Consider the following 14,639-nt stretch of genomic DNA (forward strand, 5'->3'; position numbering starts at 1 on the left):
CCACATGCCTGTACTACCCGAATTCACGCCCCTGGAGCGTGCCATCATCAACCGCCTGCAATACGGCCTGCCACTTACGCGAACCCCCTACAAAGACGTGGCCGATGAATTGGGTGTATCAGAAGTAACTCTGCTGAAGCACCTCCAGGCATTGCTGGACAACGGGACCCTGACTCGTTTTGGCCCCATGTTTCATGCTGGCGAAATGGGCGGCGGCCTGACGCTCGCGGCCATGCGCATTCCGGATGAAGATTTCGCCAATGTGACCGAGCAGGTGAACAGCTTCCCCGAGGTAGCCCACAACTACCGCCGCGAGCATGAGTTGAACATGTGGTTTGTTCTGGCCACGGAAACACCGGAAGGCATTGACGAAACCATCAAGCGGATTGAGTTACTTACGGGCTACCCGGTCTACAACATGCCCAAGGAGCAGGAGTTCCATGTCCACCTTCACTTTGAAGTCTGACCCGGTGCTGAGTAACCGGGATCGTGAACTCATCGTTGCCACCCAATCCGGATTACCGCTGGTTTCCGACCCTTGGGCCGAACTGGGAAAACAGCTCGACATGCCCGCAGACGAGGTGCTGTCACGTTTTCAACGAATGCAGGAAGCCGGGGTCATCCGGAGAGTCGCGGCGGTACCGGATCACTACAAACTCGGGTACCGGTTCAATGGCATGACCGTATGGGATGTCCGGGATGATGCAATCGCCGAACTCGGCGAGAAAGTCGGCTGCCTGCCCTTTGTCAGCCACTGCTACCGCCGACCAAGACACCTGCCCTACTGGAGCTTCAACCTCTTTGCCATGGTGCATGGGATCAGCCGCGAGGAAGTCGAGCACAAGGCAGCCCAAATCCGCGAGGTACTCGGCGACGCCTGCACCGGACACACCATCCTGTACAGTTCCGCCATCCTGAAAAAAACAGGATTACGACTGAAAAAACAAACAGATAGGCAGTAGCACGTACCTCCTGAAGTACTCCATCAAAGGTATGGATACCCAGCGCCCGCAGGGGGATAGTTAGAAGGGCAGAGAGCCGGTAAAGGCCCGCCCGGAGAGGCAAGAAAGCCACTCCCGATGAGAGAGAAAAACTATGTTTCGCATGACCCGCTACATCAAGAGCCTGATGAACCCGGTACCGGTGCGCCCGGTCCCCAAGCCCAGCGGCCCGGTGGTAATCTGGAACCTGATCCGCCGTTGCAACCTCACCTGCAAGCACTGCTATTCGATTTCAGCGGACATCGACTTCAAGGGCGAACTCACCACCCAGGAAGTCTACAAGGTGATGGACGACCTGAAAGCCTTCGGCGTACCGGTACTCATCCTCTCCGGCGGCGAACCCCTGATGCGACCCGACATCTTTGATATTTCCCACCGGGCTAAAGCTATGGGCTTCTACGTGGGCCTGTCCACCAATGGCACCCTGATTACCGAAGACAACATCAGCAAAATCGCCGAGGTGGGCTACGACTACGTAGGCATCAGTATCGACGGCCTGGAAACCACCCACGATGAATTCCGCCAGAAAAAAGGCGCCTTCAAAGAGTCCATGCACGCCGTAGCCCTGTGCAAGCAAGCCGGCATCAAAGTGGGCCTGCGCTTCACCCTGACCCAGGATAACTACCCGGAACTGCCGGCCATGCTGGAGATGCTGGACGAGCACCAGATCGACAAGTTCTACCTGTCTCACCTGAACTACTCCGGCCGGGGCGGCCGCAACAAGAAGCGGGATGCCTGGTACGACATGACCCGCGATGCCATGAACCTTCTGTTCAACCACTGCCACGACGAACTCAAGCGCGGTATCGAGCGGGAGTACGTCACCGGCAACAACGATGCTGATGGTCCCTTTCTGATTGAGTGGGCCAAAGAGCATTACCCGGACCAGGTCGACGCCCTCACCCAGCGGCTGACCAACTGGGGCGGCAACTCCTCCGGCGTGAATATCTCCAATATAGACAACCTCGGCGTGGTGCATCCGGACACCTTCTGGTGGGATCACAACCTGGGCAACGTGCGGGAAACCCCGTTTTCGAAGATCTGGTCGGAAACCACCGATCCGCTGATGCAGGGCTTCCGCCAGCATCCGCGCCCGGTAAAAGGGCGCTGCGCAGACTGCAAATACCTGAATATCTGCAACGGCAATACCCGGGTACGGGCTTACAACGTGTCTGGCGACTTCTGGGAGGAAGATCCGGGCTGCTATCTCACCAACGAGGAAATCGGGGTAGTTGATAACACCCCGCGACGGGTCGCCGCTCCGGTGATCGAAATCCCGGTTCACAATCTTTAAGGAACGCGCCATGACCACAAACCCGCGAAAAAAATGCCTGGTGGAGTTCCAGCTTGCGGAACAACCTCTGCGGCCGGGAGAAGTTGCTATTGTCGGTGCCGGGCCGGGTGACCCAGGGTTACTCACGCTGCGCGCGCTGATGCTGATTCAGCAGGCCGATGCCGTTGTTTATGATCGCCTGGTTTCCCCGCAGATCATGGAACTGGTGAACCCCCGTGCTGAACGCATTCATGTGGGCAAGGCCAGCGGGTGCCACTACGTACCCCAGGAAGAAACCAACGAACTGCTGGTGCAACTGGCCATGAAACAGCGGCGGGTAGTTCGCCTGAAAGGCGGCGATCCATATATTTTTGGCCGCGGCGGAGAAGAAGCTGAGTTCCTGGTGGACAATGACATCGATTTCCAGGTGGTGCCCGGCATTACCTCTGCAGCGGGGTGCGCCTCTTACTGCGGCATTCCTCTGACCCACCGGGATTATTCCCAGAGCGTGACCTTCGTCACCGGTCACCGCAAGGCCGACCAGACTCTGGAACTGAACTGGCCGGTACTGGCCGCGCCGGGACAAACCCGGGTGTTCTACATGGGCCTGCACAATGCACCGACCATTGTTCGCGAACTGACGGCCCACGGCCTTTCAGACAACTGCCCGGTGGCTCTGGTGGAACGCGGCACCACACCACTGCAACACATGACGGTCACCACCCTGAAAGACCTGGTAGACACCATTGATCGGGAAGACTTCCAGCCACCCACCTTGATTATTGTGGGCGAGGTGGTGCAACTGGCGGACAAGCTGGCCCGCCCGGCCCAGGCAGGATGGAACAGCGCCCTGACCGAGCCTGCCGTCACCGCCGGCCAACGGCCCGCCTGAACGCAAAACGTTATCTGACCAACCGGGAGCTGTAGCTGGTGAACCTGAACCAAGCCCGAGCAAGCCTGAACACCATCCTGCTGATCGCTGGCGCCCTGATCACAGGCCCGGCCCTGGCCGAACAGGCCAGCAGCCAGAACACAGAGACCCTCTACCTGCAGCAATGCGCGGCCTGCCACGGCCCGGACAGACTCGGTGGTATGGGCCCTGCGCTGCTGCCGGAGAACCTGGGCCGGCTGAAAAAAGCCGAGGCCGAACGGGTCATCCGGGAGGGGCGGCCAGCCACGCAGATGGCGGGCTATAAAACCATCCTTAACGATCAGCAGATTGCGGAACTGACCGATTTCATCTATCAGCCCCCGAGCCACGAACTGAAATGGGGCGAGGCGGAAATCCGCAGCAGCCGGGAAGTCAGCCACCCCCAGGGCTCACTGCCGGATGAGCCGGTGTTTGAGGCGGACCTGATGAACCTGTTCCTGGTCGTGGAAATCGGCGACCACCATGTCACCCTGCTCGATGGCGACAAAATGGAGCCCATCCACCGCTTCCCCAGCCGCTTCGCCCTGCACGGCGGCCCCAAATACAGCCCTGACGGCCGTTATGTGTACTTTGGCTCCCGGGATGGCTGGATTACCAAATACGATATCTACAATCTGAAAGTGGTGGCCGAAGTTCGCGCCGGCATCAACATGCGCAACATCGCAGTTTCCGCTGACGGCGACTATGTGCTGGCAGCAAACTACCTGCCCCACTCCATGGTGCTGTTCGACGCCGCCAATCTGGAGATGCTGAATTTTATCCCCGTTGAAAACGATACCGGAGAGAGCTCCCGGGTAAGCGCCGTCTACGCCGCACCACCCAGAAGCAGCTTTATTGCTGCCCTGAAAGACATTCCCGAAGCCTGGGAAATCACCGTCGAAAACCGCGAGGCAAAGGTGCGCCGAATGGCCACCGACACCCTGCTGGACGACTTCTTCTTCGACCCGGGCTACCAGCACCTGATCGGCGCCGCCCGCGACGGCACGCACGGCGTGGTAATCGACCTGGATACCGGTAAAACCACCGCCGAACTACCGCTGCCTGGCATGCCTCACCTCGGATCCGGCATTACCTGGGAGTATGAGGGCCGCCGGGTCATGGCCACTCCCCACTTCCGGGCCGGCGCCATCTCCATTATCGACATGGACACCTGGGAAGTGATCAAGACTCTGAAAACCGAAGGTCCCGGTTTTTTCATGCGCAGTCACGAAAATTCCCGTTACGCCTGGGCAGATGTGTTCTTCGGCCCCAACGCTGACAAGGTGCACATTATCGACAAGCAGACCCTGGAGATCGTCAAAACGCTTCAGCCGGAGCCGGGAAAAGTGGCCGCGCACGTGGAATTCGACCGCCATGGCGAGAAGCTGCTGCTGAGCATCTGGGATGATGATGGCGCCATCATTGTCTATGACGCAGACACCCTGGAAGAGGAAAAACGCATTCCGATGAACAAGCCGTCCGGCAAGTACAACGTCTGGAACAAGATCAACTACGAGGAAGGCACCAGCCACTGACCCTTATCGACTGAGTAACATAGGCTTAATGGTTTAAGTCATTTCGAATGTAGCTTTCATGGTAGGATAATTGACCTAAGCTAATGCAGCCGGGGTCAAGATATGAACAGCAGTTTCAGGCCGCCCGTGGCCTCCGCACCATGCCTGCTGGGTAGCGACAGTGATGATCTGATGCACTACAGTGTCGCACCCGCCGAAGTGGCACTCCTGAATGGCCTGAGCCACGCCTTCGGAATCTGCCTGAACGAAAACCAGGACAATCCGGAGGCCCGGTTTCTCAGTCATCTCGCCAGCCTGTTTCAGCAACAACGGGTTGATCCGGAAACCCCGCTGGAAAAACACGACCGTCCCTGGGGCAATGTCTATCTGGTTCAGTACGGCATCCTCCGATTGTTCCGGGAATCCCCGGCCGGCAAGGTCGCCGTCCATCATTTCTTTTCAGAGGGTGACCTGATCTGGCCGGTCTTTGGTCGCAGCCGCACGGTTCGCAATACCTTATGCCTGACCAGTGTTCTGCCTGCCACCCTGTGGGTAGCTGATTTTGCGGCGTTCCGTTCGGCCATTCAAAGCTACGGCGATGGCCAATGGCACAAGTTTGCCCTGGTACTGACAGAGGAAATCGCAGAACTGACCAGCATGCGGGAATACCGAAAACACACCATGTCGGCCCGGGAACGCTACCAGCTGCTGCTGGAGGAATATCCGGAGTTGGTCAAGCGGGTGCCGGACAACCAGCTCGCTTCCTGGCTGGGTGTGGTGCCCGCCACCTTCTCCCGCCTCAAGACCGCCTTTGCCAACCAGAGCAAGAACCCATAAAAAAGCGGCGGAACTTCGTCCGCCGCCAATACCTGAGTTAAGGTCCTGCTTCGATTAACCGTGCAGCTTGATCGCCAGTTCCGCCACGTGCTTGCCCTGGAAACGGGCAATGGCCAGTTCTTTCTCACTGGGCTGCCGACTGCCATCACCGCCGGCAATGGTCGAGGCGCCATAGGGCGTGCCGCCGTTCACTTCTGAAATATCGAAGAATTCCGGTATGCCGTAACCCAGCGGCACCAGCACCATGCCGTGATGAGCAAGAGTGGTCCAGAAGGAGGTAATAGTCTGTTCCTGACCACCGCCGGTGCCGGTGGAGGTGAAGACGCTGCCGACCTTGCCATGGAGCTTGCCCTCAGCCCAGAGGCCACCGGTCTGGTCCAGGAACGTACGCATCTGGCCGGCCATGTTGCCGAAGCGTGTCGGGGTACCGAAGATAATGGCGTCGTAGTCTGCCAGTTCTTTCGGGTCCGCCACCGGGGCACCCTGATCGGCCTTGCCACCGGCATTCAAAAAGGCTTCATCGGCCATGGTCTCCGGAACACGCTTGACAACAACATCGGCCCCATTCACACCGCGAGCGCCTTCGGCCACGGTATTGGCCATGGTCTCGATGTGACCGTACATGGAGTAATAAAGAACAAGAATTTTCGCCATCGCAACAATCTCCTGTGTGTGCGTTCAATGATTCAAAGCCTAACTGCTCTGTCGGCAAGACAAAAACGGAAGTTTTCCGGCAGGTCTTTCAGTTTTTCTGAACGAAGTCACAGAATGTTCATGGGCCACGATTTGCGTACACTTGTACGCTGAAATACCCTATACTTTCGTTGAATCGCAATTTCCCCATAAGGCAATTATCCAAACCATGACGCACAGCCAGCCAGATTCCGTTCATCACAGGATAGAAGAGTGGATTAACAGCGCCACCCACGGTATTGGAGCCCTGCTGAGTGTGGTAGGGACGGTCGCCCTGATCGCAGGCGCCAGCCAACTGGGGGATGTCTGGAAGATTGTCAGTTTCAGCGTATTCGGTGCCTCACTGATTCTGTTGTACATGGCGTCCGCGCTCTACCACGGCGCCCGCCATCCGCGCCTGAAAACGGCCTTCAAGACCCTGGATCACTGCGCCATTTTCCTGCTGATTGCCGGTACCTACACACCCTTTCTGCTGATCAACATGCGTGGCACCACCGGCTGGACCCTGTTTGCCGTCATCTGGTCCCTGGCGCTGACCGGCGTGGTACTGAAGGTGATCTTCAAAAACCGCTTCAAGCTGGCACGGGTAGGCATCTACATCGCGATGGGCTGGCTGATCACCTTCGCGTCATCCGACCTGGTGGCCAACCTCAGTGAGACGGCTCTGCAACTGACCATCGCTGGCGGCATTGTCTATACCGCCGGTGTGGCCTTTTACCTCGCCGATCGCATCCCTTACATGCACGCGGTGTGGCACCTGTTCGTCATTGGCGGTAGTGCCTGCCATTTCAGCGCTATCTATTACGGGGTTCTTCCTCACTCCGTCTGAGGGCGCGGCCGTCACGCGCCGTTAGCAAAGCATTGACCACAACCCGTCCAACGTTGACACTCCGCCTCAGTCGACTCATTACTCCGGATGACATTGTGGCACGCTCAACACAACCCAATATGCACAGCTTTTGGCTGTTTTTCCCGGCGGCCTCACTCTGGGCCGCTACTGTGGTTCCATTGTCCATCTACGCAGCGCTATCCGGCTATGGGTGGCCCCCGGGGCTGATTGGTGCTGGCCATGGCCATGAGCTGATTTTTGGTTTCGCACTGGCATTGATCGCCGGTTACACACTGGGGCCGCAACCCCGACGCGCCCTCGTTCTGCTCTTTGGGCTCTGGTTAGCGGCCCGGCTTGCCTGGCTGCTGGCACCCGAAACGCTCTTCGCACAGTTACTCAGCCCGGCTTTTGCATTGCTGCTGGCATGGCACGTAGTGCCGCGGTTTCAGGCGGCCAAGAAATGGCGCAACAAAATTGCCGGCCCGCTGATTCTCGTACTATGCCTGATGGCTTTGATCTACTTTCTGACAGAAACCGGCCTGCCGTTGCCGGACACCCGCCGACTGCTACAAACCACCATCCTGGGCCTGCTACTACTGATGACGTTTATGGGCGGAAGGATTATTGTACCGGCCGTGGCCGGGTCTCTGGAGAAACGGGGCGTCCCCCTGGAAGCTCGGGTACAACCCCACATAGAAGGAGCGCTGCTGGTCGTCCTGCCGATCGCCATGGCATTGATGCTGTTCAGTGCCACCGAACAACTGGCCGGCGCTCTTCTTCTCGCCGCCAGCGCACTTGTCGTTACCCGGATTGTCCGCTGGAAGCTCTGGCACTGCAGTAACCGGCCCGACCTGCTGGTGCTGGCCCTTGGCTATCTGTGGCTGGCCATCGGCTCGGCGTTCGCAGGCACTCACCTGCTGACCGAACGGCCGGTTCTTCCCGCGCTGCACCTGATTGTTGTCGGAGCGCTGGGGACACTCTCGGGGAGCGTGATGCTTCGACTGGCCTGGCAGCGGGCACGCCGGACATTTCCGCCAGCATGGCAGGTTACCGCCATCGCGATACTGGTGGCAGCCGCCACCATAAGCCGCTACCTGGCGGGGGCCACGCCCTACTCCCAACCTGAACTTCTATGGTTCTCTTCCGGCTGCTGGGCTCTGACCTTTGCAGGCGTCGCCGGTCAGGTCATGGCCCTATATCCGCTTGCGCAAAAACCCGGCACGGCCCGCCATAGCCACCGGAAATGATTGGCTACCTCTACTGCGCCAACTCGAAAAGCAACTACTACCTACGGCATACCACCAACATAAACTTATGTTTTAAAAGGACTTTAAAGCAGGCCGCGCCTTTCGAAAAGAAAGCCGGATTGCGAGATCACCTTGCTGACAACCTTCCTTGATATTTATCAGGAATGAAATACCCACCTCGTTTGCAAAATGACTCCAACGCCGTGACAGCCACTGATTCCGGTGGCTCCGGGTCAAAGAAACGAGGAGCTTAACCATGGCAAAAACCAACGCTGACATTGAACACTGGGATGTCGAAAGTGAGGAGTTCTGGGAGCGGGAGGGCAAGAAAGTCGCCTCCCGCAACCTGTGGATTTCCATCCCCAGCCTGCTGATGGGATTCGCCATCTGGCTGATGTGGGGAATGATCACCACCCAGATGAAAAACCTGGGTTTTTCTTTCACCGTTGAACAGCTGTTCACGCTGACTGCCATTGCCGGTTTGTCTGGCGCCACCCTGCGAATTCCGGCCTCGTTCATGATCAAGATTGCCGGCGGTCGCAACACCGTTTTTCTGACCACGGCCTTGCTGATGATCCCGGCCTTAGGCACCGGTGTCGCCCTGATGAACCCGGATACACCGTTCATCGTGTTCCAGGCGCTGGCACTGCTGTCCGGTATTGGCGGCGGTAACTTTGCCTGCTCCATGAGCAACATCAGTGCATTCTATCCGAAGAGCAAACAGGGTTACGGTCTGGGCATGAACGCCGGCCTGGGTAACTTCGGCGTGACCACCATGCAAATTCTGATTCCACTGGTAATGACCGTCGGCGTGTTCGGCGCTCTTGCCGGTGACCCCATGCAACTGCAAAGCCCCAGCGGCACCCTGATCGGCCGTATTGAGGCCGGCACCGACACCTGGATCCAGAACGCCGGCTTCATCTGGCTGGTCTTTCTGATTCCGCTGGCCTTCGCGGGCTGGTTCGGCATGAACAACCTCAAGGTGGTGACTCCAAATCCCGGCAGCCCGATATCTGCCTTCGGTAAGATTCTTGGTCTCTATGGCGTTGGCCTGCTGACCTCTATTGCCGGCGTCTGGGCCCTGTCAGTCATGAATATGTGGCTGGCCCTGCCCATCACCATTGTGCTGACCGTGGTGCTGCTCAGACTGATCCCCGGTGACATCAAGCCCAACATCAAGAACCAGTTTGCCATTTTCAGCAACAAGCACACCTGGTCCATGACCGTGCTTTACATTCTGACTTTCGGTTCTTTCATCGGCTTTTCTGCCGCCCTGCCGCTGTCCATCAGCGTCATCTTCGGCAACATGATGGAAGTAGGCGCCGACGGTACCATGACTCGTGTAGTCAATCCGGAGGCGCCCAGCGCTCTGACCTGGGCCTGGATGGGGCCGTTCGTTGGCGCCCTGATTCGTCCGGTCGGCGGCTGGATTTCCGACAAGATGGGCGGTTCCATCGTTACCCAGATCATCTCGGTGGTGATGGTTGTCGCTTCGGTCGCCACCGGCTACGTGATGATGCTGGCCTACAACTCAACTGATCCGAACAGCTATTTTGCCCTGTTCCTGATCCTGTTCATTGTGATGTTCGCCGCCAGCGGTATTGGCAATGGCTCCACCTTCCGCAGCATTGGTTTTATCTTCAACCAGCAGCAGAAGGGCCCGGTACTGGGCTGGACCTCAGCAATCGCCGCTTACGGCGCCTTCATCGCCCCTCGCGTGATGGGCCAGGAGATCCAGGCCGGCACGCCAGAAGTGGCCATGTACGGGTTCGCAGTGTTCTATGCGGTGTGTCTGGTGGTTAACTGGTGGTTCTACCTGCGCAAGAACGCCTACATCAAGAATCCGTAACAGCAAGAATCCAAGCGTTAGACCTCTGCTCGCCGGCCCCACAAGGGCCGGCTTTTTTATGGCGGCAGGGAACGACCAATGATCAGCGTTTCTCCGCGGCTTCGGGCTCACAACCCAGAGCAGTGAGCACCTGCTGCATGGGCTCCCCCTCCCCGGCACTTGCCTCCAGCGCCAGATCCCTGGCGCTCTTGCCCGATTTATTAACCAGCTCCGGATCTGCCCCGGCAGAGAGCAGCAACCGAACCAGTTCCGGATTGCGGTTGCGCACAGCCATCATCAGCGCAGTCTGCCCGTTTTCGTATTCCCGGATGTCAGGATCGGCACCTCTGGTCAGTAGCAGGCGTACAGCCTCCGGACGGCTGGCAATCACCGCCCCCATCAGAGCCGTATAGCCGGTTTTTTCCGTATGGTTTATATCCGCGCCATGATCCAGCAAGAAGGCAAGAATATCCGTATGACCACGGGAGGCAGCCCTCATCATGGCCGTCCACTTGCAGTCGTCCCCTGCGTCAACCCGGGCCCCACGCTCGACCAGCTCGGCAACCCGGTCAGTCTCGCCCTCTTCCGCCGCCACAATCAGGGGAGTTCTACCCCTGCTATCACGGGCTTCCAGATCCTCGCCTTCGCCCAGGAGCTGCCAGAATCCGAGTAACAGGGCCAGCGCCAACATCGCCCCCATCAGCCCGGACCAGCGTTCCCAGAACCCCATGACCTCTCTCCTGTTGCGACCACTTTCCTCCGAGCATACAAAAAACCCGCCGGGATTGCTCCGCGGCGGGTTGTCACAGCTCCCGTTGTAAAGGGAACGTTTTTACCGTGCTGTCTGGCCCGCCAACCGGTGGCGCTCCTCTTCTTCGATCTGCAGATCGACAGAAGACACGTGGTATTCCTCAGAGAAGCCGCTCTCGGGTTCCTTCAGCCACATAATGCACAGTATCCAGCTAACAAAGGCTCCAGCGGCGATGATGAAGAAGAACTGGGTCGGGGTGACAAAAGTGAAGATGGTCAGGTAGACCACCGCACCGACGTTGCCATAGGCACCAGCCATACCAGATATCTGGCCGGTCAGGCGACGCTTGATAGAGGGGATGATGCCAAAGGTGGCGCCTTCTGCACCCTGTACGAAGAAGGACGTGAACACAGTGATCGCCACTGCCACAATCAACGGCCAGTTGGAATTCAGTAGCCCCATAAGACCGAATCCTACCGCAATACCGAACATGTAGCTGAGCATCACGAAACGGCGGTTCCCCATGCGGTCAGATACCAGGCCGCCCATCGGACGGGCCATCAGGTTCACGAAGGCGAAAGATGCCGCAATCAGCCCGGCTGCCGTTGCGCTCAGACTCCAGGTCTCTTCGAAGAACATTGGCAGCATGGAGACCACAGCGAGTTCCGCGCCAAAGTTAGCGAAGTAGGTGCTGTTCAGGGCAGCCACACTGTTGAACGGGTATTTGTCGTCCTCAGGCACGCCTTTCTTCAGGATGGGGACGTTTACCCGCAGTATCTGAACAATCTGATAGCAGACAATGGCGAAGATCACCGCGTAACAGATAGCAGCCCCGGTGGCAGACAGGTACCCCATGTTCTGGATACGCCACACCAGAATAGCCAATACCCCGACCAAAGGAATGGTCCACAGGATCAGCTTGACCATATCACCCCAGGTGCTGACTTCCAGTGCCACGGCCTTACGGGGTTTACGATGCACGGTACCAGCAGGGCCGTCGGTAATCGCGAACCAGTAGTAGACGCCGTAGGCCGCCATCACGATGGCACTCTGGGCGATGGCCCAGCGCCAGCCGTCTTCACCGCCGTACATGGTAATGGCAATGGTCGGCAGTGACATGGCAGCCGCCGCAGAACCAAAGTTGCCCCAGCCCGCATAAAAGCCTTCTGCAAAGCCAATGTCCTTGGGTTTGAACCACATGGCCGTCATATGAATACCAACCACAAAGCTGGCACCAATGGAGCTCAGTACCAGGCGGCTGACCAGCAACTGAGCCATGGTGTTACCAAAAGCAAACACCAGCGCCGGTATGGCCATCACCACCATCAACACCGAAAACACCCTACGTGGACCGAAGCGGTCCAGCGCCATACCCACGATAATGCGGGCGGGAATCGTCAGCGCCACGTTACAGATGGCAAACAGGCGCAGGTCGTCCTTGGTCAGCCAGTCCACGCTTTTGAGCATGCTGGACGCCAGTGGCGCCATGTTGAACCAGACATAGAATGTAATAAAGAAGGCAATCCAGGTCAGGTGTAGTGCCCTGATTTCAGGATTGCGGACGCGGAATACGTCAGCGACTTTCATTTCAGCCTCCCGGGGCTAAGACAATGGAAACAGGTAATCCCGGCCATCAAAGGCTGGGCAGAATCAGAAGTGGGCACTGGATCCGGCGAGCCAGGAAGGAGCTGACGCTGCCAAACGTCATGTAATCCAGTTCGTCCACGAAATAGGTCAATGATCGGGCAATGAAGCCGCCGTCAGGCTCATGACTGTGGCGGGCGATGACCAGCATGTCTGGCCGTACCTTTTTCTCGGCGGCGAACAGCAGGCTCTTGCGGGCGTCGCCTTCCAGCATCAGGCTCTCGGCACTCACCTGCTCGCTTTCGCACAGTTCCAGAGCTTCTTTCAGATGCTGTTTCAGCTCGCCAACTTCTTCCTGAAACAGGTCTTCATTGCCGGAGGTGATGTCGCGTGGGTTTTCTGCCACCGCAACCAGCGTGATTTTTGGCTCCAGCCGCCGAAACATGGTGATGGTCTGGGCCAGCGCCAGTTTCGCGTTTCGGGAACCGTCGTAGGCAATCATGATGTTCATGTGGCTCTCCCGGTATCACACCCCCAAGACGGAGGCATTCGAGTTGATATCGGTCAGCATTACCCCATAGCACCCAGCCGCCATAATTGATCTTGATCAAGCCTGAACCCACGTACCCCACCAGAGAAAGCCCCGGAATATCACCTTTCCCGGGATAGTGACCATTGACCTACCCCCTTTGCACCCAGCAGGAGGTACCTCCAATGCGCCGGCCCGAAAATTCGGCTTTTTGGTATGGTTTCAGAGGAGTATTTTCCGGCCAGGAGAGACCATGACGAGCATGCCCGCCAAAGCTCAGCAATATCGGGCGCTGGGCCTTTCGACCTTCGCCTTCACCCTGTGTTTTGCCGTCTGGACCATCTTTTCCATCATCGGCATTCGCATCAGTGAAGAGCTGGCGCTGTCCGACACCCAGCTGGGATTGCTGATGGCCACGCCGATTCTTACCGGCTCCATCAGCCGTTTATTCCTGGGCATCTGGACCGACCGTTATGGCGGGCGCTGGGTGTTCGGCATCCTGATGCTGACCACCGCGGCCTGTGTTTACCTGCTGACCTTTGCTACGACCTACGCCATGATGCTGGTCGGGGCCCTCGGAGTGGGCCTGGCGGGCGGCGCTTTCATAGTCGGGGTGGCCTATACCGCAGCCTGGTTTGAACCGGCTAAACAGGGCACCGCACTGGGGATTTTCGGCGCCGGCAACGTCGGTTCTGCCGTGACCAACTTCGGCGCCCCGTTTCTGTTGGTGGCCTTCGGCTGGGAGAAAACCGCGCAGATATACGCCACGGTGCTGGCCATCATGGGCATTGCCTTCCTGTTACTGGCAAAAACCGACCCGCTGGCCGAACAACGCCGCAGCGCCGAACAGAAATCGTTTGCCGAACAGATGGCACCGCTCCGGGAACTTCGGGTGTGGCGCTTTGCCCTGTACTATTTTTTTGTGTTCGGCGCCTTTGTTGCCCTGGCGCTCTGGCTTCCCCATTACCTGATCGGCGTTTATGGCCTGGACATCAAAACCGCCGGCATGATCGCCGCGCTCTATACCATCCCGGCATCCCTGTTCCGCGTCCTCGGGGGCTGGCTGTCGGACCGCTTCGGCGCCCGACGAGTGATGTACTGGACATTCATTGCCTCGGTAGTCTGTACCTTCCTACTCAGTTATCCGCCCACCCGCTATGTGGTGCATGGCATCGAGGGAGATATCAATTTCACGCTGGCCATGAGCCTGCCCATGTTCGTGGTGCTCACCTTTATCCTCGGTTTTTTCATGTCGCTCGGTAAGGCGGCCGTCTACAAACACATTCCGGTGTACTACCCGATGCATGTGGGGGCCGTCGGCGGCGTGGTAGGAATGATCGGGGGCATCGGTGGTTTCATCCTGCCACTCACCTTTGGTGTGCTGAACGACATAACCGGCATCTGGCAAAGCTGCTTCATGCTGATGTTCGCCATTGTGGCAGCAGCCCTGGCCTGGATGCACTACGCCATCCGCAAAGCGGAACGGGTGGAATGGGCGGCCCAGACCGAGCAGACCGATCTGCCGGAACTGGCCTCCCCGCAGCTGTTCTATCCCATGAACCGTCATCCGGTAGCAGATGCCGCCATGCGGAACTCCGACCAACACGGGTAAATGCCCCGGCCACCGTTTCGTGCTTTATGCC

14 protein-coding genes are annotated in these 14,639 nt (G+C 58.1%); 10 read left to right on the forward strand and 4 right to left on the reverse strand.

Features of this window, described 5'->3' with window-relative positions; translation table 11 throughout:
* Nucleotides 1-4 precede the first annotated feature (4 nt).
* From OZ656_RS16075 to OZ656_RS16100, 6 genes are all read left to right on the forward strand, one after another.
* Nucleotides 5-466: an Lrp/AsnC family transcriptional regulator gene (locus OZ656_RS16075; protein ID WP_014422490.1), complete on the forward strand. Its 462-nt coding sequence runs from the start codon at nt 5-7 to the stop codon at nt 464-466.
* The gene (locus OZ656_RS16080) at nt 441-962 is read left to right on the forward strand and encodes an Lrp/AsnC family transcriptional regulator (RefSeq protein WP_199452493.1); all 522 of its coding nucleotides are present in this window, start codon (nt 441-443) and stop codon (nt 960-962) included. The genes OZ656_RS16075 and OZ656_RS16080 overlap by 26 nt, the downstream gene beginning before the upstream one ends.
* Before the next feature lie 133 nt (nt 963-1,095).
* Nucleotides 1,096-2,295 carry a heme d1 biosynthesis radical SAM protein NirJ gene (nirJ, locus tag OZ656_RS16085; protein ID WP_278350466.1) on the forward strand — a complete coding sequence of 400 codons (1,200 nt, stop codon included), beginning with the start codon at nt 1,096-1,098 and terminating at the stop codon, nt 2,293-2,295.
* A 10-nt stretch (nt 2,296-2,305) separates the two neighbouring features.
* On the forward strand, nt 2,306-3,166 hold the full coding sequence (gene cobA / locus OZ656_RS16090) for a uroporphyrinogen-III C-methyltransferase (protein WP_226609515.1): 861 nt from the start codon (nt 2,306-2,308) through the stop codon (nt 3,164-3,166).
* Between the two features lie 38 nt (nt 3,167-3,204).
* The gene (locus OZ656_RS16095; RefSeq protein ID WP_278350467.1) at nt 3,205-4,719 is read left to right on the forward strand and encodes a cytochrome D1 domain-containing protein; all 1,515 of its coding nucleotides are present in this window, start codon (nt 3,205-3,207) and stop codon (nt 4,717-4,719) included.
* Between the two features lie 102 nt (nt 4,720-4,821).
* Nucleotides 4,822-5,535 (forward strand): Crp/Fnr family transcriptional regulator, encoded by a 714-nt coding sequence (locus tag OZ656_RS16100; protein ID WP_278350468.1) that lies wholly within the window; start codon nt 4,822-4,824, stop codon nt 5,533-5,535.
* Nucleotides 5,536-5,589: 54 nt separating this feature from the next.
* On the opposite strand, the gene wrbA is transcribed toward OZ656_RS16100, so the two are convergent.
* A complete protein-coding gene (gene wrbA, locus OZ656_RS16105; protein ID WP_014422496.1) occupies nt 5,590-6,189 on the reverse strand; it encodes an NAD(P)H:quinone oxidoreductase in 600 nt (199 codons plus the stop codon).
* A 208-nt stretch (nt 6,190-6,397) separates the two neighbouring features.
* On the opposite strand from wrbA, the gene OZ656_RS16110 reads away from it, so the two are divergent.
* The 3 genes from OZ656_RS16110 (at nt 6,398) to OZ656_RS16120 (ending at nt 10,153) form a co-directional block, all read left to right on the forward strand.
* Nucleotides 6,398-7,057 (forward strand): hemolysin III family protein, encoded by a 660-nt coding sequence (locus OZ656_RS16110; protein ID WP_041655039.1) that lies wholly within the window; start codon nt 6,398-6,400, stop codon nt 7,055-7,057.
* A gap of 95 nt (nt 7,058-7,152) precedes the next feature.
* On the forward strand, nt 7,153-8,304 hold the full coding sequence (locus OZ656_RS16115) for an NnrS family protein (RefSeq protein WP_227548879.1): 1,152 nt from the start codon (nt 7,153-7,155) through the stop codon (nt 8,302-8,304).
* A 256-nt stretch (nt 8,305-8,560) separates the two neighbouring features.
* Entirely contained in the window at nt 8,561-10,153 is a 1,593-nt protein-coding gene (locus OZ656_RS16120; protein ID WP_023008612.1) for an antiporter, read from the forward strand.
* Nucleotides 10,154-10,235: 82 nt separating this feature from the next.
* On the opposite strand, the gene OZ656_RS16125 is transcribed toward OZ656_RS16120, so the two are convergent.
* The 3 genes from OZ656_RS16125 to OZ656_RS16135 form a co-directional block, all read right to left on the reverse strand.
* Nucleotides 10,236-10,862: an ankyrin repeat domain-containing protein gene (locus OZ656_RS16125; protein ID WP_278350469.1), complete on the reverse strand. Its 627-nt coding sequence runs from the start codon at nt 10,860-10,862 to the stop codon at nt 10,236-10,238.
* Nucleotides 10,863-10,964: 102 nt separating this feature from the next.
* A complete protein-coding gene (locus OZ656_RS16130; RefSeq protein WP_153741695.1) occupies nt 10,965-12,470 on the reverse strand; it encodes an MFS transporter in 1,506 nt (501 codons plus the stop codon).
* 46 nt (nt 12,471-12,516) lie between these two features.
* Nucleotides 12,517-12,978 (reverse strand): universal stress protein, encoded by a 462-nt coding sequence (locus OZ656_RS16135; RefSeq protein WP_199452499.1) that lies wholly within the window; start codon nt 12,976-12,978, stop codon nt 12,517-12,519.
* A 271-nt stretch (nt 12,979-13,249) separates the two neighbouring features.
* On the opposite strand from OZ656_RS16135, the gene OZ656_RS16140 reads away from it, so the two are divergent.
* Entirely contained in the window at nt 13,250-14,608 is a 1,359-nt protein-coding gene (locus tag OZ656_RS16140; RefSeq protein ID WP_199452500.1) for a nitrate/nitrite transporter, read from the forward strand.
* Nucleotides 14,609-14,639: the final 31 nt, after the last annotated feature.

Source organism: Marinobacter sp. LM1 (assembly GCF_042763285.1).
Lineage (GTDB): Bacteria > Pseudomonadota > Gammaproteobacteria > Pseudomonadales > Oleiphilaceae > Marinobacter > Marinobacter nauticus.